This window comes from Sphingobacterium sp. UBA865 (assembly GCF_002295765.1).
Classification (GTDB): domain Bacteria; phylum Bacteroidota; class Bacteroidia; order Sphingobacteriales; family Sphingobacteriaceae; genus Sphingobacterium; species Sphingobacterium multivorum.
Window position 1 is genome coordinate 24,096 of sequence record NZ_DBGB01000018.1, and the last position, 18,406, is coordinate 42,501.

At 38.8% G+C, this 18,406-nt stretch carries 17 protein-coding genes; 8 read left to right on the plus strand and 9 right to left on the minus strand.

The genetic code is table 11. From position 1 onward, the window contains the following. Window positions 1-81: 81 nt before the first annotated feature. A complete protein-coding gene (gene hemB, locus B2O97_RS09505) occupies window positions 82-1,050 on the plus strand; it encodes a porphobilinogen synthase (RefSeq protein ID WP_070561999.1) in 969 nt (322 codons plus the stop codon). A gap of 621 nt (window positions 1,051-1,671) precedes the next feature. Then, complete coding sequence (gene hemL / locus B2O97_RS09510; RefSeq protein WP_046674928.1) at window positions 1,672-2,982, plus strand: glutamate-1-semialdehyde 2,1-aminomutase; 1,311 nt, start codon at window positions 1,672-1,674, stop codon at window positions 2,980-2,982. Between the two features lie 91 nt (window positions 2,983-3,073). Here the strand turns inward: hemL and B2O97_RS09515 are convergent, their stop codons facing one another. The 4 genes from B2O97_RS09515 to B2O97_RS09530 are packed head-to-tail and all read right to left on the minus strand — an operon-like array spanning window position 3,074 to window position 5,400. Beyond that, window positions 3,074-3,619 carry a DUF4252 domain-containing protein gene (locus tag B2O97_RS09515; RefSeq protein ID WP_083295802.1) on the minus strand — a complete coding sequence of 182 codons (546 nt, stop codon included), beginning with the start codon at window positions 3,617-3,619 and terminating at the stop codon, window positions 3,074-3,076. A 6-nt stretch (window positions 3,620-3,625) separates the two neighbouring features. After that, window positions 3,626-4,147, minus strand: coding sequence for a DUF4252 domain-containing protein (locus B2O97_RS09520; RefSeq protein ID WP_046674926.1), 522 nt, complete (start codon window positions 4,145-4,147; stop codon window positions 3,626-3,628). Between the two features lie 6 nt (window positions 4,148-4,153). Further along, window positions 4,154-4,843 (minus strand): hypothetical protein, encoded by a 690-nt coding sequence (locus B2O97_RS09525; RefSeq protein ID WP_286710086.1) that lies wholly within the window; start codon window positions 4,841-4,843, stop codon window positions 4,154-4,156. Between the two features lie 41 nt (window positions 4,844-4,884). Further along, complete coding sequence (locus tag B2O97_RS09530; protein WP_286710087.1) at window positions 4,885-5,400, minus strand: RNA polymerase sigma factor; 516 nt, start codon at window positions 5,398-5,400, stop codon at window positions 4,885-4,887. Window positions 5,401-5,673: 273 nt separating this feature from the next. Here B2O97_RS09530 and B2O97_RS09535 point away from each other — a divergent pair, with 273 nt between their 5' ends. Continuing rightward, a complete protein-coding gene (locus B2O97_RS09535) occupies window positions 5,674-6,510 on the plus strand; it encodes a hypothetical protein (protein ID WP_286710088.1) in 837 nt (278 codons plus the stop codon). A 105-nt stretch (window positions 6,511-6,615) separates the two neighbouring features. Here the strand turns inward: B2O97_RS09535 and B2O97_RS09540 are convergent, their stop codons facing one another. Further along, window positions 6,616-7,908 (minus strand): DUF3472 domain-containing protein, encoded by a 1,293-nt coding sequence (locus B2O97_RS09540; protein ID WP_070561991.1) that lies wholly within the window; start codon window positions 7,906-7,908, stop codon window positions 6,616-6,618. A 428-nt stretch (window positions 7,909-8,336) separates the two neighbouring features. On the opposite strand from B2O97_RS09540, the gene B2O97_RS09545 reads away from it, so the two are divergent. The 4 genes from B2O97_RS09545 to B2O97_RS09560 all read left to right on the plus strand — a co-directional run bounded on the left by B2O97_RS09545 (window position 8,337) and on the right by B2O97_RS09560 (window position 11,738). Continuing rightward, a complete protein-coding gene (locus B2O97_RS09545) occupies window positions 8,337-9,491 on the plus strand; it encodes a sensor histidine kinase (RefSeq protein WP_070561990.1) in 1,155 nt (384 codons plus the stop codon). Between the two features lie 62 nt (window positions 9,492-9,553). Next, window positions 9,554-10,243, plus strand: coding sequence for a LytR/AlgR family response regulator transcription factor (locus tag B2O97_RS09550; RefSeq protein WP_070561988.1), 690 nt, complete (start codon window positions 9,554-9,556; stop codon window positions 10,241-10,243). 75 nt (window positions 10,244-10,318) lie between these two features. After that, a complete protein-coding gene (locus B2O97_RS09555; RefSeq protein WP_070561986.1) occupies window positions 10,319-11,041 on the plus strand; it encodes an intradiol ring-cleavage dioxygenase in 723 nt (240 codons plus the stop codon). A gap of 10 nt (window positions 11,042-11,051) precedes the next feature. Next, window positions 11,052-11,738: a hypothetical protein gene (locus B2O97_RS09560; RefSeq protein WP_139144908.1), complete on the plus strand. Its 687-nt coding sequence runs from the start codon at window positions 11,052-11,054 to the stop codon at window positions 11,736-11,738. A gap of 273 nt (window positions 11,739-12,011) precedes the next feature. Here the strand turns inward: B2O97_RS09560 and argC are convergent, their stop codons facing one another. The 3 genes from argC to B2O97_RS09575 all read right to left on the minus strand — a co-directional run bounded on the left by argC (window position 12,012) and on the right by B2O97_RS09575 (window position 15,190). Beyond that, window positions 12,012-13,025: an N-acetyl-gamma-glutamyl-phosphate reductase gene (gene argC, locus B2O97_RS09565; protein WP_139144907.1), complete on the minus strand. Its 1,014-nt coding sequence runs from the start codon at window positions 13,023-13,025 to the stop codon at window positions 12,012-12,014. Window positions 13,026-13,127: 102 nt separating this feature from the next. After that, a complete protein-coding gene (argG, locus tag B2O97_RS09570; protein WP_070561980.1) occupies window positions 13,128-14,312 on the minus strand; it encodes an argininosuccinate synthase in 1,185 nt (394 codons plus the stop codon). 161 nt (window positions 14,313-14,473) lie between these two features. Beyond that, window positions 14,474-15,190: a GNAT family N-acetyltransferase gene (locus B2O97_RS09575; protein WP_070561978.1), complete on the minus strand. Its 717-nt coding sequence runs from the start codon at window positions 15,188-15,190 to the stop codon at window positions 14,474-14,476. 575 nt (window positions 15,191-15,765) lie between these two features. On the opposite strand from B2O97_RS09575, the gene B2O97_RS09580 reads away from it, so the two are divergent. Continuing rightward, window positions 15,766-16,029: a hypothetical protein gene (locus B2O97_RS09580; protein ID WP_046674987.1), complete on the plus strand. Its 264-nt coding sequence runs from the start codon at window positions 15,766-15,768 to the stop codon at window positions 16,027-16,029. A gap of 43 nt (window positions 16,030-16,072) precedes the next feature. On the opposite strand, the gene B2O97_RS09585 is transcribed toward B2O97_RS09580, so the two are convergent. Continuing rightward, a complete protein-coding gene (locus B2O97_RS09585) occupies window positions 16,073-18,115 on the minus strand; it encodes a S9 family peptidase (RefSeq protein WP_254667650.1) in 2,043 nt (680 codons plus the stop codon). Window positions 18,116-18,406: the final 291 nt, after the last annotated feature.

Below are 18,406 nucleotides of genomic sequence, written 5' to 3' on the forward strand. Positions count from 1 at the left end.
AAGTAGTTTGTATTTCAACGTCGGTAAACGATTCCACTGACTTTGAAATAAACAACATAGATCATATATAATCTTAATATAATGTTACAACGTCCGAGAAGAAATCGTAAATCTGCCGTGATTCGCGACATGATTCAAGAGACACGTTTAGACGCGTCAAATTTGATTTTCCCACTTTTTATCGTCGATGGGCAAAATCAAAAAACTGAGGTTAAATCGATGCCAGGCATCTATCGCTATTCAATAGACAATCTATTGAAGGAAGTGGAAAGTTGCCTGAAGTTGGGCTTACGTTCATTTGATCTTTTCCCTAACATTGAAGAGTCATTAAAAGACAAATATGCTACAGAAAGCTACCGTGATGGAAGTTTATACTTACGTGCAATTGCTGCGGTAAAGAAAAATTTTCCGGAGGCTTGTATCGTAACGGATGTTGCCATGGACCCTTACAGCAGTGACGGGCACGATGGAATTGTCGAAAACGGTGAGATCCTAAACGATGAGACATTAGAGGTATTGGGCAAAATGGCCTTGGCACATGCACAATCAGGTGCAGATATCATTGCACCATCAGATATGATGGATGGCCGCATCGGTTACATCCGTGAGCTATTGGACCATAATGGTTTTACTAACGTTTCTTTGATGTCGTATACGGCAAAATATGCTTCGGCCTATTATGGTCCTTTTAGAGATGCCTTAGGCTCAGCACCCAAGCATGGCGATAAAAAGACCTACCAGATGAATCCTGCCAATGCAAAAGAGGCGCTTATTGAAGCACAGCTCGACGCACAGGAAGGAGCGGATTTTCTGATGGTGAAACCAGGACTTCCCTACTTAGATATCGTTAAACTTCTTGCAGACAACTTCGATCTACCAATTGCAGTATATAATGTCAGTGGAGAATATGCGATGTTAAAGGCGGCAATTCAAAACGGCTGGTTAGACGAACGTGTCATCCTAGAAACGTTATTGAGCTTCAGACGTGCTGGCGCTACAGCAATCTTATCCTACCACTCCAAAGAAGTATTGGAGAAAGGTTTTATTTAACAACTTCCAGATTATCTTCGATAATCGGAATTTAACTAACAAAAGCTCGGGAATTCATTTTCGAGCTTCTGTTTTTTTAAAATATTATTTAAACCTTTTTACGACATTGCGGTCAAACAGAAAATTATAATGCGCCTTATTATGTTAAAAAGTATCATAATCAGCAGTTTCCTTTTATTGGCTCCCTCCATACATTAAACTACCTTTTACTTCTTTTTGGAAGGCAATTGGATTGCGGACAACGCTAAGCTGAAATCAATCACATTTAATAAGAATGGTGACGCCTTATTTACCTTTTCAAATTCAAACCCTCAGGGTCCCCAGACCTCAATTCATCAGAAAGTAGATAGCATTGCTATATTAAATCGCAGAAAATTTAGTGGCTACTTTTTTAGTCCAAATCTTTTTGGAAAATATAGTGATAACAAGACGGCTTTTGAGATTGAAATTAAGTCAGCAAATGAGATTATCCTGTTTGTCAATAAACAGGAAATAAAATTGCTAAAAAAAGAAGCTGTTACTCAATTTAAATAGCTAATATCAGGCTATTATGGATTCCTTACGTTTCTATGAGACTTATCTTCTTAAAAAAAGATAACTTCGCATTCAAATACATAGACTATGCAAGCACCTGATATTTCAAGAGCAAAATCTGCTGAGCTATTTGAAAAAGCAAAACAATATTTCCCTGGAGGCGTAAACTCTCCTGTTAGGGCTTTCAAATCCGTATATGGTACCCCATTATTTATTGAGCGTGGCGATAAAGCACACCTGTGGGATGCTGACGGAAATGAATTCATCGATTTTTGTTGTTCATGGGGCCCCTTAATTTTAGGGCACAATAATGATCAAGTTCGTGAAGCTGTAGCGGCACAACTCGGGAAAGGCTTAAGTTTTGGCGCTCCCACTGCGTTGGAGAACCAACTGGCTGAGTTGATTATCGAAAACAATAGGTTTATTGAGAAAATTCGCTTTGTCAGTTCCGGAACTGAGGCCGTAATGTCTGCAATCCGTTTGGCTAGAGGCTACACGAAACGTGATAAGATCATCAAATTTGATGGCTGTTATCATGGCCACTCCGATTCTCTTTTGGTTAAAGCGGGTTCTGGTTTGGTCACTTTTGGTGAGACATCATCGGCTGGTGTACCTAAAGCATTTGCAGACGAAACCATTGTTATCGAATTAAACGATAAGCAAGCTTTAGAAGCTGCTTTTGCAGAATTTAAAGATCAGATTGCCGCAGTTATTATTGAGGGTATACCTGCAAACAATGGCTTATTGTTGCAATCTAAGGAATATGTTCACTTCTTACGTAATATCACCAAAGAACATGGTGCAATGTTGATTATGGATGAAGTGATCACGGGATTCCGTATTGGTTTTGAAGGTGCTTCGGCTTACTATGACGTACAACCAGATATTATTACCTACGGCAAAATTATTGGTGGCGGAATGCCTGTTGGTGCCTATGGAGCCTCAAAAGAATTGATGGCCTGTATATCTCCTGATGGTGCAGTTTACCAAGCCGGAACTTTATCCGGAAATCCAGTTGCTATGGCTGCCGGCATTGCCGCATTAGGTATCTTGGCACAAAAGGATTTCTACACAAATTTAAATGCCAAAACAGAAGCTTTCGTCAATGATATGCGTACTTATATTGCGGAGAAAGGATATAAAGTTCAACTTTTCCATGTGGCTTCTATTTTTTGGTTTGCCTTCACAGAACAGCACGAAATTAAAAAAGCGAGTGAAATCGATCCTAAATCGATGGAATCTTATAAAATTATGCACCGCGAATTGTTAAATCGTGGCGTATATTTTGGTCCTTCAGGCTATGAAGTAGGCTTTGTTTCTGATGCACATACAGCAGCGGATCTTGACCAGGCAAAAAAACATATTTTCGATGCTTTAGACATTGTCTTTAGTGCATAAAATCAAACTACTATAAAAAAGCCCTCCAGTATATTACTAGAGGGCTTTTTTTATAGGTTAGTGGAAGTATAGGCTCGAATCAACGTGCTTATTAGAGTTTGTTTGCCAGCTTCTTATCTTTAGATTTCATCTTATTTAGTCCGGCAATAAGTTCATCCAATGAAAACTTACCTTTGATATCCATAAAAACACTTTCATCTTCGTTATCATGAACGAGTAGAGAAACCCGCTGAATAACATTATTCTTATCAATACGCGCATTCAGCGAAATCTCCTGTCCATCCGTGTTAATAACCAGTAATTCCTCAAATTTGTTCTTCTTCAAAAACTTATGGTAATCGTCCAAAATCCGTGCATTCTTCGTTTTGTCATTATTTGAAAGTGTCAGCATTCTGAACTTCTTTAATTTCTTTACAATTTCAGCCATTGCACGAGACTCTTCATCATTATCGTCCTTTAAGGCTTTTTTCATAAAGGGTTTTGTTAACCACATCGGTAAATTAATGGCAACAATCTCAGCGTCGTCCGATACATTAGACCGGCTGACGAAATCCATATTGGAGGCTTTTTTTATCATGCATGACTGCATGGAGAAAAGAACGCCAACTAGGCACAACAAGGTTAGTAATCTTTTCATAATCTTCTACTTTTTGTTGTTATCACCTTTATTCTTACTCACTTTATTGTTCCCTTCGTTGACCAAGCTAGTCACGTCTTTCAACGGTATAGCCCCGTCAAGGATCATAAATAGATTTTGCCCATCTCCGTTGATCGTTAGTAACAGATTGTTTAAGATGTCGGCATTTGCAGACATATTTTCGACCATGAACCGGATATCCTGACCTTCATTATTGAGCGACATGAGTTCTTCATACTTTAAATTTGAAACTGCCCCTTGAATAATACCTGTTAAGGCTTTATCCTCCCCATCTTCAACAATCAGCATCCGCAACGATTTAACATTCTTAAGTAGTGGTGTAATTGTCTGCATATCCTCATCGTCTATTTTCAAATTACCCAATAGCTTGAACATCGGCGCCCCGATTTTGAGTGTTGTCACACCTTTCTTTCCTTGATATTGTTCAAAAAGTTTATCCAATTTTGAAATTTGTGCATTTGCCATACTTGCTACAAGTAGAAGGCAAGCTATTAAAAAACCTTTCATTTTATTTTAGTTAATCGTTATTGACATTTGTTTTATATTCATTGCTTTATCTACACCATTTTCCAGATTATTTGCCAGTAAGCCTAAAGATTTTAGGGTCAGTTCAACAGCTTCCTGTTCGTTCGCGACAGGTTTCCCATTCAAAACCACATAATCTGCCTGATAGGGTTCACTTTCGACTGATTGCAGACTTTCAGCAACTATTTTCTTCTTTTCAGTCCATGCCTTCGCTCGTTTTTTAACTTTAGAATGTTTGAGCGTTTCTGCGATCTGTAACGTCTTACCGCTTTCCACCGAAGGGGTCCCATCATTAGCATTGGAAACTACCGTTTCTTCATTTTGTTGTTCGATCAGCTTCTTGTCCGCGGATTTTAGCTCTTTCATTTCCTTTTCGGCAAGTACAGGTACTCGCGTTGTTGGTTCCTGATTTAGGAATAGTGCAATTCCAATAGCCATTAACAACATGGCTGCTGCTGCATATTTTATCCAGCTATTATTCCACCAGATAATACGTTTCTTATCATCATTGATCTCACTTTGGAAGTCCTCAAAGGACCAATCCATTGTCCTATTCTTTTCCTGATTCAATGATTGAAAAAAAGCATCATCCGAGCTTTTCAATGCTCTTTCTTCCTCTAATGACGACTGGCCATTAAAGTACTTCTCTTCCAATTCTTTTAATTTCTTATCTTTCATCACTGTTCATCTTATTTTCAAAGACGATGAAACAATCGGGTTTATTTCTTATCAGAATAAATCCTCATGGTTTCATAATCGAATAATTTTGTCAATTGTTCTTTTACCTTCTGTCTAGCACGCATCAGATTAACTCTTACCGCAGACTCGCCCATCTCCAATACTTCACCGATTTCATCGATGTCATAATCCTCAACATCGCGCAGATGCATAACAAGCCGTTGTTTTTCGGGAAGGGAATTGATCATTTCAAGGATAATTTCTTTCGTATTCCCAACAGTATGTTCCGTCATGGTAACAACCTGATGCTGCTCAACAAAGTCTGCCCTGACCTTATCTTTTTTTAGACGATTGAGCGCTTCATTTTTAACACTCTGCATGCAGAAGGCTTCCATATTTTTATATTGAAGCAGCTGATCTTTTAATTGCCACAACCGCATCATCACATTTTGTACCGCATCAAAAGCCTCATCATCATCAACCAAGATCCGTTTCGCAAAGCGAAATAGCTTATCCTTATGGATGAAAACGGTATTTTTAAATTGCTCTTGGTTCATGTTATCGTCAATATTGAGACTTACGCTATTTTAATCTTCTAATCGGCTTTTGCCCCATCTCCGTATCACCTGTGCCTTTTATATTATCAAGACATTTCAGCTTATCGATTTATTACATCTAATATGACTATTTTTTTAAAAATATTTAATTCACTGTGTATTAAACTTCAATGAGTAGCCCAAACGGCCTATTTTTAACCTTATTACAAACAAAATAGGAACATAGACTGTTACTTAAGATGCTGAATGATTAAAAAATTAAACAAAAAAATTATGAAGTATTACAGAATTATCGGTATTACTGCTGCAGTAGCGCTCATGGTAGGCGCTATCGGGTGTAACAACTCATCTACGAAAAGTACAGGTGGAGCTGACTCAAGCAGCAGTATGGACACAAATACTGCACAGAAAATGGACTCAATCACCGTTAGTCCTATTGCAGACTCGAAAGAATTTCCTGGAGCTGATCTGCAGATCGCCTCGATCACTGCAGAAAAGGTAGGAACAGACTCCGCAAAAGTAACTGTAAAATATGCGATTAAGAATTTCAAATTAACGGAGATGACCGATGATGCCCATGCTGCCCATATGGCAAATTCGCATGATGGGCAACATATTCATTTTATTTTAGACAATAAACCTTACACGGCTCTCTACAAGCCCGAGAACTCTGTAACAGTACCGTTAAATTCGGAACATTACCTGCTCTCATTTTTATCAAGATCCTATCATGAATCCATAAAAACCACTGAAGCTTCTAAATTGGTAAAATTTAAGATTGATGCAACGGGTAAATTGACGACGGATGCAACACCAAAGGAATCATCACTTTTCTATTCTCGACCTAAAGGTGAGTATAAAGGAGATGAAACAAAAAATCTCCTGTTAGATTTTTACGTAATCAATACCAAACTTGCTCCAGATGGCAACAAGGTAATTGCAGATATCAATGGCCAGACATTTACATTGGACAAATGGGGCCCATATGAGATAAAAGGCCTGCCAATGGGCAACAATAAAGTAAAATTGACTCTAGTAGATAAGGATGGTAATGCTGTTACCGGAGATAATGTTTCGGTAGAACGTGATATCAAACTGTCTGAAAAATAAATCCAGAGCTGTACAAAACAAAAAAGAGTCGCATTGAAATGCGACTCTTTTTTGTTTAGGATAAACTTTGAGCAACAATAAGGCATCGTCTTTATTCCTTTTTGATTAAGGTAGTTTGTCAAAATCAATTTCTGGTGCATTATTTTTATTCCGGAATTCAAACTTACTTCCTTGCTTAACAACGTCACTAAAGAAACCACCATTTCTAAGAAAGTATCCGTTTTTGTTGATGCCGCCGATTGCATCAATGCGCTGATTTGCACGATAGGTATTATCCACACTGAAAGAAGCCGCTTGTACAGCTTTCCATTGCCCATCATAGACCCATTGATTGCCAAACTCAACCTTTCTACCCAGGTAGCCTTGATTCGGACTAAAGTTCTCCAAGAAACTATGGAATCGTTTCAGGTAGGTATTTGTCTGCGGACGTTTGAAGCTTGCGATCACATTCCATGCATTCTCTTCAGGTACAAAAAACCAGGCGGTATAGTCGGTATTTCCTCTTCCATCGGGCACACCTTTCAAGAGAAACTTATAGGTTATACCTGCTTTCCAAAAGTACTTGCGGTAACTCTGCCCGCCTGACCCTTCATTTCCAAACTCGCCCGAATGCACATCCTTTCCTTTTTTTAGTAGATGGATTTTTTGCTCATCTGGAATACTTTTCGGATCATCTGTATGGAATGGACTCCATACGGAAAATAAGATACGTCGCTCGGTTTCTGAATTAACCTGTATACCAAAGTAGCCTTCGCCAAAACCATTCGCCATAAAATAGGAACCAACTTTATCTTCGCCTTGAGGGACGGTAACTTCATTATAATAGTAACTCACGTTGCCCTCCGTAGGAACGGTATAATTAAGATGACAGGAAGGTCCTCTTCGGGACCAGTAGTAATAGTCGGGGTTATCAGAATAGATAAGTCCTTCTGACGCGGCTTCACCGCTAACAAGTAGTTCTGTCACATTAGCAAAATTACTGCCCGATTTACTGACTCCTTTTAAGTCGACCCGAACATAACCGGGAGCCTTTATTTCAATGGACAGCGGAGCTGTTTCGGCAAGTTCATTTCCTTCAACATCTACAACGGCTTTTTTCCCTAGTGCGTCAATTTCTATTTTAGATTTCCCAGCATCATTTTTCGCTTTCAGCTTTAATGTCAATTTCCCTGCTTTCTGAGCCCGAAAATAAACCGATGCCACTTCCTGATTGCTTGACCATTTTACGAGGCCATTACGACCGGAAATTTCCGCATCACCGGCTTGCCCTGCGGTGATGAAAGCGTTCCCGGCTAGAGGAACGGCATACGTCTTCCCTGCTGTCTGTGCGATACCGCTTATCGAAAGACAGGATAAAGCTCCCAGAAAGAGATACTGGATAAAGTGTTTTCTTTTCATACTTTATTTTTTTTATCAATTTATATATCAACCTTAAGCTAGTTATACTACCTGCGGTTATTCATATTCGTCATAAACTCGAGATGCTATTACATTCTAATACTTCGCGAAACCGACTACTTTATTAGTTCCGAAATTCAATTTATCAGCTACCTTTATGCTGCACTTTACTATTGAATAAAGATGGTATCGGTTTGTGAAACTGGATTATTTGATGAAGATAAGGCTTAGATTTACAGAAAAAGAAAGGAAATGTATATCAATCGATTGTGTAAAAAAACGGCAATAATTGACCACCATTCCTTTCCATTTAAATGAACTATTATAAAATGAGATGTATATTTTAACATTTTAAAAATACGATCTAATCTTTTTGTGTATTTTTAGGATCAGAGTCCCCTTTTATAAAAGCTAAAATAGCAAGCTCCATGGACAAATCTGCTTATAGCACATCAAAACGTATCTTAGGACAAAAACAAATCTCCATATTGATCCATGGACTCGCCTGGCTTATTTTCTTATCCTTTCCAGTACTATTTTTTAACAACGGTCAATTGGAAATTAAGGAAATACTTTTTGCACCGGCATTTTGGATTTTCACAGGCTGTTTTTTAATCCTATTTTATGTCAATGCCTATGTACTGATTCCATACAGCATAAAGCATCGAAAATTTATCAGTTACGGAATCTCCATTATTTTGACAGGTTTGTTACTAGCTTGCTATCTTCAGCCCTTTGACCGGCTGATGCGTATTGGACGTCAACAATTACCGACCCCTGGGGACAGAGAATTTTCACCTAGGCATCATCCTGATTTTCCACCGCCACCATCTGCTAGGCATTTCCCATACCGAGGTCCAGGGCAATCCCCGGGACAACGGCCACAACCTATCGATATCGCTTCTGTGTATATTTTCCTGTTAACTATTAGCCTTGCCGCGCTCTATAGAATCGTAACCTATTGGATGGAAACGCAGCAAAAAATGCAATTGGTCGAACAAGACCGTATGAAGGCCGAACTTTCCTTTTTAAAAGCGCAAGTCCACCCCCACTTCTTGTTTAATACCTTAAATAATATTTACGCATTGGCACTGACCAATGATGATGCCGTCGCAAGTAGTATTCATCGTCTTTCGCAATTAATGCGTTATTACATGGATGAACGGCACAGTGATACGATTGACATCAAGATCGAAATCCAGGCTATACAAGATTTTATCAATCTCCAAAAGCTACGCATTGGCCCGAATTGTTCGATCAGTGAACACTATACGGGGCTCGAACACCCTAAAACGATACACGCATTTGTGCTGCTTCCTTTTGTTGAAAATGCGTTCAAATATGGATTAAGCACCATAGAGCCCTGCCAATTAAGTTTTGAGGTCATTCTAACGCCAACATCCTGCACATTAAATGTAAAGAATAGCATTGCTACACAGTCAACCGAACAACACCGCACAGGAACAGGCCTTAAAAATGTTCAACGTCTATTGGAACATTTTTATGCCGACAGGCACCGCCTGACGATCCAACAGGAGGATCATTCTTTTTTTGTTCAGCTTATCCTCTATATTTCTCCATAAATTGTTTTTATATTAGGCTATACGATTATGTATACATAAAGCAGTCTATCTTAATTTAATCGATGTTAACTTGCATAGCTCTTGACGATGAACCATTGGCTCTTCGTGTTATTTCTACGTTCACAGCAAAGCATCCCGCTATACAGCTTGCTGGAACCTTCAATAACCCCCATGAAGCGAAGTTGTATCTCGCCAATAACAGTGTTGATTTGATTTTTTTGGATATTGATATGCTCGAAATCAACGGTATTGATTTTGCAAAAAACTTAAATCCAAGACCCTTATTGATTTTCACTACGGCACATAAAGAATATGCGATAGATGGATTTGAACTTGATTCAGTAGACTATCTTCTCAAACCATTTGACTTCACTCGTTTTGAACGGGCTATCGATAAGGCAATGACACGTTCAGCTTCACAGAGCCATCGCCCTTTCTTAATCGTTAATGTGGAATATCAACGCATCAAAATCTACCTTGATGAAATTGAGTGTTTGGAAAGCATGCAAGATTATATCAAAATTCATCTCATACAAGGAAAAACAATATTGACTTTGTCGACGATGAAAGCCATGTTGGATCGTTTACCGCCAAATCAGTTTATCCGCATTCATCGCAGTTTTGTTATCGCGGTCAAACACATCATTACGTTTTCACAACGTAAAATACAATTACCCAACTTCACATTGAAAGTCGGCGATGGGTACTATAATGAAGTGATCAAATGTTTACGTGATTCGTCGATGCAATAAGCCTCTTTATCGACACTTAACATTATTTTACATCTCCGTCCACTACCTTGCTTCCATTCATAAAAAAGAAGAGATATGGAACGCAAAAATTTTATAAAAACCTTATCATTGCTGGCATTTACAGGTCCAATGGTCTGGGCAGCCTGCAAGAAAGACGATACCGCATCAACCACGGACGAGGGCACTGACGTCAATGTCGATTCAAGCTGTAGTGTGACACCATCTGAAACCGAAGGGCCCTTTCCGACAAAAACACCTTCAAGTTATGTCCGCTCAGATATACGCAAAGGTGATGGTATTGGGGCTAATATGCTCGGTTTAATTACTATTGTCAATACAAATAATAACTGTGCGGCACTAGAAGGTGCCTTAGTGGATATATGGCATTGTGATGTGGAAGGTAATTACTCGCAATATGGTGGAACACAAATGCAATCCAGCAACTATCAGTCTGTCAATTGGTATCGTGGTAGACAAGTTACCAATGCCAATGGACTTGTTTCTTTCCAAACCATCTTTCCGGGCTGGTATCAAGGCCGAGCAACACATATTCACGTCCATGTATATGATGCTACCGGTAAATCGCTATTAGTGACACAAATCGCTTTTCAAGATAGCCTGTGTCTTGAAGTCAATAATACAGGTTCATCTTATGGTTACAAAAAAGGTGTTTCAGGATATACCTATAATGCCAATGACAACGTATTCAGCGATGGTGTTACCAAAGAAATGTCTACGGTCACAGGATCCTTATCTGAAGGTTTCCAAATGAAAATGACGATTCATGTTAATGCTTAACAGCCTGATCATGCAGGATATTAGAATCTATATCGCGGAACAGCGAGGGGAAACATCTACCGGAACACATTTAGTCAGGAGCACCCTCAATTATGGCTCCTTTGCTGCTCCTCACCGGGAAGCTATTGGTCGACTTCAACAGGTCAATAACTGGGAAGTTGCGCCTCAAGGCACTTTGGATCTCCCGACCAATAAAGGTACGGTCTCGCTTTTGATTCCTTTGATTGGGGATCTACTTGTAACAATGAATGGCCAAACCTACACGGTACCCGTTGGGACAATCTTAATATGCAATCCTGGAAATAGTACGGCAATTCATATAAGGGCATCGTCCGAAACTGAAGGCCCAGTGACCTTTCAAGAATTTGGACTTAATTCGACAATACACACTCCTACACTACCTCATATCGTGGATCTTCCATTTACATCTTCATTTGAGAAAAACAAGATGTATCCTGTAGGCACCGATTTAGCTACTGATTTTCAGTTCTACTTCGGTGCATTTGCTGGAAAACATGATTTTGAATTACAAACTGGCCCAGACCACAAAAACGTATTTGCATTTACGTTAGATGGTAATTTTGAAATTGAAGAACGCATCCTTTATCCATTTGATGGTCTTTATCTACCATATTCAAACAATTTGGACATCGAATTTTTATCAGCAACTGGCCTTTTGGTAGTTTTGAGTTTCTAAAAATAATATCCATCATCAAAGTCCAACCTATCAATTCACTCTGATTCAATAGGCTGTCGACATAAGAGTCCGTTTTTTTGAAAAACGACATATCATTGTTCATAACTGGATAATGTACGTTTCGAAAGACCGATTCATAAAAAAAGTGAAGGGGCTACCCTTCACTTTTCCACACGATATTAATAAAATGTTGAAAACCTTATTTCGCTTTCAGGACGAACTCCCAAGTTATTCACAACTTGTTAATATTGCTGTTTAATATCCTAAAAAGGGTTAAAAACCAACGCTTTTCAAGTTTAATCCTGTACGCTCGTCTAAACCGAACATTAAGTTCATATTTTGTACAGCTTGACCGGATGCTCCTTTAAGCAAATTATCAGTCGCATTTAAAATAAGGAGCTTATTTCCGTGCTTTTCGAGGTGGATAATACTTTTATTTGTATTGACAACCTGCTTAAGGTCGATATTTTTTTTGCTGATATGCGTAAAAGGGTGAGCGGCATAATAGCTCTCATACAATGCGTAGGCCTGCTCTTCAGACAAATCGGTGTCTACATAAATAGCCGAGAAAATTCCCCGGGCAAAATCTCCACGTTGTGGAACAAAATTAATTTTTGCTGCAGCACGTTCCAACAACGATCCTGCTGACACCGGTAAAAATCCCGCTTGCAGCTGATCCAAAGATTCTGAAATTTCCTGTAAATGCTGGTGTTCAAAAGATTTGTAAGCAGAAAGATTATTGTTACGCCAGGAAAAATGCGTGGTTGCACCCGGTTTTTGCCCCGCTCCTGTTGATCCAGTCGTTGCATTAACATGGATTTGATCCGGTAATAAGCCTTTACTCGCTAATGGCAATAAAGCCAATTGTATGTTTGTAGCAAAGCATCCTGGGTTTGCAATATACTGCGCTGTTTTGATTGCTTCTTTGTTTAGTTCTGGAAGCCCATACACAAATTGGTGCCCTTGGAAAGCTGTATTCGCACGAAGACGATAATCTTGTGAAAGATCAATAATCTTCACGGATGCATCGATCGGATTTGCATCTAAAAATTTGCGTGCATCTCCATGGCCCACACATAAAAACAAGACATCAATCGCGGAGTGATAGTCGGAAGAGAAGGTCAATTCAGTATCGCCAAATAAATCATTGTGAACTTCATATAACTTATTTCCTGCATTGGAAGCACTATTAGCAAATACGATTTCCACCTCAGGATGATAAATCAATACACGTAATAATTCACCACCAGTATATCCTGCCGAACCAATTATTCCTACTCTTATCATTTTTTTGAATTTAGAATTTAGGGATGTGTTGTCCCCCATTATGCCCTGTATTTTTTCTTATCAATTTTACGTTAAGAAAAAATACAGGGCACAAAACACGGTTTATTTTTTATTCACTTTGTGCCAAATGATGGTTTGATTTCCAAAAATTTTGGAGAAACCTTTCACATCGTCACCTGTATAGCCCTTATTCATCTCACCATAGCTACCGAATTTATTGGACATCAAATCGTGTTCAGACTCGACACCAATGACGACAAAACGGTATGGGTGAAGTTCAACAATCACTCGGCCAGTCACTGTTTCTTGTGAAGATTGCAAGAATGCTTCAATATCACGCATAACGGGATCGTGCATTTGGCCTTCGTGCATATAATTTCCATAGAAAGCAGCGATTTGGTCTTTCCAAGACAATTGCCATTTGGTCAAGGTATGTTTTTCTAAGGCATGGTGTGCCTTAATTAAAATGACAGAAGCAGCAGCTTCAAAACCCACACGACCTTTGATACCAATGATGGTATCACCCACGTGGATATCACGGCCAATACCGTATGGTTGAGCGATTGCCTGTAATTCTTGAATCACTTTAACAGAAGCCATTTTCTCACCATTTAAGGCCACAGGTTCTCCTTTTTCAAAATCGATTGTAATTTGTTGTGGCTCTGAAGAAGTCACTGGAGTAGGCCATGCCGATTCAGGCAAATATTGGTTGGATGTCAATGTTTCTGCTCCACCAACAGAAGTACCCCAAAGTCCTTTATTGATGGAGTATTTTGCTTTTTCAGCAGAATACTCTACACCATGCTTATTCAAATACTCAATTTCGGCTTCACGCGACAATTGCAGATCACGGATTGGGGTGATAATTTCCACTCCTGGAATCAGGGTCTGGAAAATCATATCGAAACGTACTTGGTCGTTTCCTGCACCGGTAGATCCATGAGCAACACATTCAGCACCAATTTTCTTTGCGTAGTTTGCAATTGCGGTTGCTTGGCATACACGCTCAGCAGATACTGACAATGGATAAGTCGCATTTTTTAACACATTGCCAAAAATCAAAAATTTAATAGTTTCGCGGTAATAGTCTGCCGTTTCGTCTATAGCTGTATGTGATTTCACACCTAAAGCATAAGCACGTTCTTCAATATTTTTTAATTCTTCATCCGAAAAACCACCTGTATTTACAACTACGGAATGAACTTCTAAACCTAAATCTTGTGTAAGATAAATACAACAGAATGAAGTATCTAATCCGCCACTAAATGCTAAAACTACTTTTTTCATTAGAATGTTATTTTATGAGTGTTTGTTTTCAACGGCTGACTTAAGCTCGTTTCACTCGGTTTTTTATTATTATGTTGAGAGAACCTTGAACTGATCTTGTTATTATGAACGTCTTCAGTTACCTGTTACATCTATTTTCAATATAATCGATCAGCTTTAGCTTAATATCCTTTTGCTACTTTGTTATGCTTCGGAAAATTGACGGCAATAAATTTATTGGCCGATTTCCAAAACTTCGCCTGTATACGCTTTAGCAGAGACTGTTTTTGTGTAATTCTTTCCAAGCGTTCTTTCGCTTCATGCTTGCGCTGGATCTTCTCTCGCAATTCACGTTCTTTCTCTTCGGGGTCCCAAAGCATGGCTGTACACATACAGTTTTTACGGTCTTTGCTCATCAGAATTTCATAATTCACGCAACTTTGACAACCCTTCCAAAATTCATCATCGGAGGTCAATTCGGAATATGGAACCGGTTCATAGCCTAGTTCTGAGTTGATTTTCATCACGGCAAACCCGGTTGTCAAACCAAAGATCTTCGCTTTAGGGTATTTCTCACGGGAAAGTTCGAAGACTCTTTTTTTGATCGCTTTTGCCAAACCGACTTTTCTGAATTCGGGATTGACAATCAAACCTGAGTTCGCAACATAATCACCATGCCCCCAAGTTTCTATATAACAAAAACCTGCCCATCGGCCATCTCTATGTAAAGCAATCACTGCTTTACCTTCATTCATCTTGTTGGCAACGTATTCTGGTTTACGACGCGCAATACCAGTACCACGAGCCTTTGCAGACTCGAACATTTCGTCGCAAATAACCTCTGCATAATGTGCATGCTCAGGTTTAGCCGGGATAATTAAAAAATCTGATATAGTCATTGACTTACGACCCTAATAATAAAACAACAACTACTGTCGTGTTTTGTTACTAAATAAATTAAAATAATGGATTCAAAACCATCGGACAATCATGGTCTTGCTTGGAAAGATTCACTACCTCAAATCAAGCCCGAGGTAGTATAGGTCGTCGGAGGCGTAAAACAGGTATTTCTACAAAAATGAAAGCACAGAAGACCTTCCTCATAAACTTCTCAAAAGCTTGAGTATAAGAATAATCGTTCTTTTTGTTCTGTTTCATTTTTTAATGCGCTGTCAATTGTTTCTGACGATGCAAATGTATAAAAATATTTTTTTCTTTTCCACAATATTCTAATTGATTTTTTGCAAAAATCAAAAATTTACAATCTACCATCAAAACCGCGTTGTAAGCTTCATTTTCAAGCAATTAATCCGCAATAAGCCGGCAATAGACCGCGCACATTAGCGATATTAATTTGACAACAAAACGTATAAAGGTTTAAGGCTTTATCAATTAAAATTGTTGTTTTTCCTATCGGTTCGTTATTTTTAGTCAAAAACAATACTTTTGTAGGGATCATTTAATGGAGAATAGTATGTCACCGAGTTTAATTTTCTATCTTATTTTTGCTGTCCCTTACATTATCTTTATGTATTGGCTCGTCAAACAGGACAAACATAAATATGCCTGGGGAATAGCAATCATTACTATTGTTGCCCTATTAGCGATTTACGTATCGCAGAAAGCCAGTAAAGTGGCCATGGACAATTATCAACAGCATCAGATCGACTCGAGAGAGATCGAGCGGGAAGAGCGTTTACAAAAACAACAGGATAGCATTAATCATGCTCAACAATAAAAAAGCGGCGAATGCCGCTTTTTTATTGTTCGTTTGTATAATTTCAAATAAGACCTTCTAATTTAAAGAGAAAAGCATATTCCAATGCAATTTCCTTTAAGTAGTCAAATCGACCAGATGCCCCACCGTGGCCATAATCCATATCTGTCTTTAAAAGTAAAACCGTACCTCCGGTTTTAGTTGCCCTAAGTTTAGCCACCCATTTTGCTGGTTCAAAATACTGCACCTGACTGTCGTGAAGCCCAGTTGTGACCAATAAATTGGGGTATTCTTTTGCTTCAATGTTTTCATATGGAGAATAGGCCTTCATATAACTATAAGCTTCCTTTTCATTGGGATTGCCCCATTCATCATATTCATTTGTAGTCAACGGTATAGTATCGTCCAACATGGTATTCACTACATCCACAAACGGTACCTGAGCTATTATGCCATGATATAGCTCGGGCGCAATATTAGCGACTACGCCCATCAGCAAACCTCCTGCACTTCCCCCCTGTGCATAAAGATGTTCGGGTGTACAATAATGTCGATCAATCAGGTATTTACCACAATCCACAAAATCATAAAAGGTATTCATCTTATGCATCATTTTCCCATCTTCATACCACTGCCGCCCCATTTCCTCTCCACCTCTGATATGTGCCAAAGCGTAGATAAATCCACGATCCAACAAACTCAGTCGATTGCTCGAAAAAGTGGGGTCCATCGATGCCCCGTAAGATCCATAGGCATATTGCAACAATGGAGCTGAACCATCAAGTTTGGTTCCTTTTTTATAAACAATAGAGATCGGCACCTGAATACCATCTCTTGCCGTTGCAAAAACACGCTCGCTGATATATGCAGCTTGGTCATATCCACCCAAAATCTCCTGTTGCTTTAACAATACTTTCTCCTGCTTAGCCATGTCATATTCATAGACTGAGCTTGGTGTTACTAAAGAAGTATAGCCATATCGCAACTTATCGCTGTTGTATTCAACATTAATAGCCGGATATACCGTGTAGGTAACTTCTCCAAAATCCAAATAGTGCTGTTGCTGACTATTTAAATTATAAATTGCCAATTGAGTCAATCCGTTTTTTCGTTCAGCAATAGCTAGAAAACCCTTAAACTCTTTAATATCGCTGACCAATACATCCGGTCGATGATCGATGAATGTCTGCCAGTTACCGCGCTCTGTACGATCTAAGGGACATTGCATGATTTGAAAATTGATGGCCTCATCATTGGTCAGAATTAAAAAGCGATCGTCCAATGCAATGACCGAATAGAGAACATTGTGTATCCTTGGCTGAAAAACGCGAAATTCCGACTGCGGTAAATCAGCATTCAATATCCAAATTTCTGAAGACAATGTCCCTTCAGAATTGATGATGATATATTTTCCATTTTTGGATTTCCCGACAGCAATATAATTTGTATTATCTTTCTCTTCATACACGGCCACATCCGCTTTTGTATCGCTGCCCAATGTATGTCGCATAATCCTCTCGCTAAGTAAAGTTATAGGATTTTTAGCCGTATAAAACAACGTCAGGTTATCATTTCCCCATATCGCTGCCCCCTCTGTATTCTTTATCTGGTCGTGATAAATTTCTCCGGTCTCAATATTTTTGATAAATATGGTATATTCCCTCCGGGATACGGTATCCACACTAAAGGCAAGCAAACGATTATCCGGACTAACCGAAAATCCCTTTGCCGTATAATATGCATGCCCTTGGGCAAGCTGATCTACATCCAATAGCACTTCTTCTTCGCCCTCAAGCGTACCCTTTTTCCGACAGAATTTAAAATACTGTTTCCCCTCTTCCGTACGGCTATAATAGTAGTAGCCATTTTTGAAATAAGGTACCGACTCGTCTTTTTCCTTAATACGGGACTTCAATTCGTGAAAAAGATCCTCCTGTAGGTCTACTGTATCCTGAAGCATCAAACTGGTGTAATCGTTTTCCTTTTCCAGATAGTCAATAACTTCTTGAGCTTTTTCTCCTTTTTTAAAGTAATCAATCATCCAATAATAATCATCTCGCACAGCATCATCATGTATGTTTCTTACATGAGGGTAAACTGCTGCCATTGGGGCCATTACATTAGGCCAAACTATTTTTTTATTTTGTTGCATTCGCTTTCTTATTCGCTATTTAATATAAACGCTTTCTCATTCTGCTGTCCGGACCATCCCATAAAACAGGAGCCTCCTAGAAAGATTTGAATTTAAGATATTTCGTCAACAGTTTAATAAGAGATATGGATTATAAATACTTTTAATAAAAATTAACAGTTCAGAAGAAGCATTAGCATTATCTTTGCTATTCTGCTATAGTTAGGAATAAATGAGCAGGCACGCTCTTGAAAAAAAATTAAAACA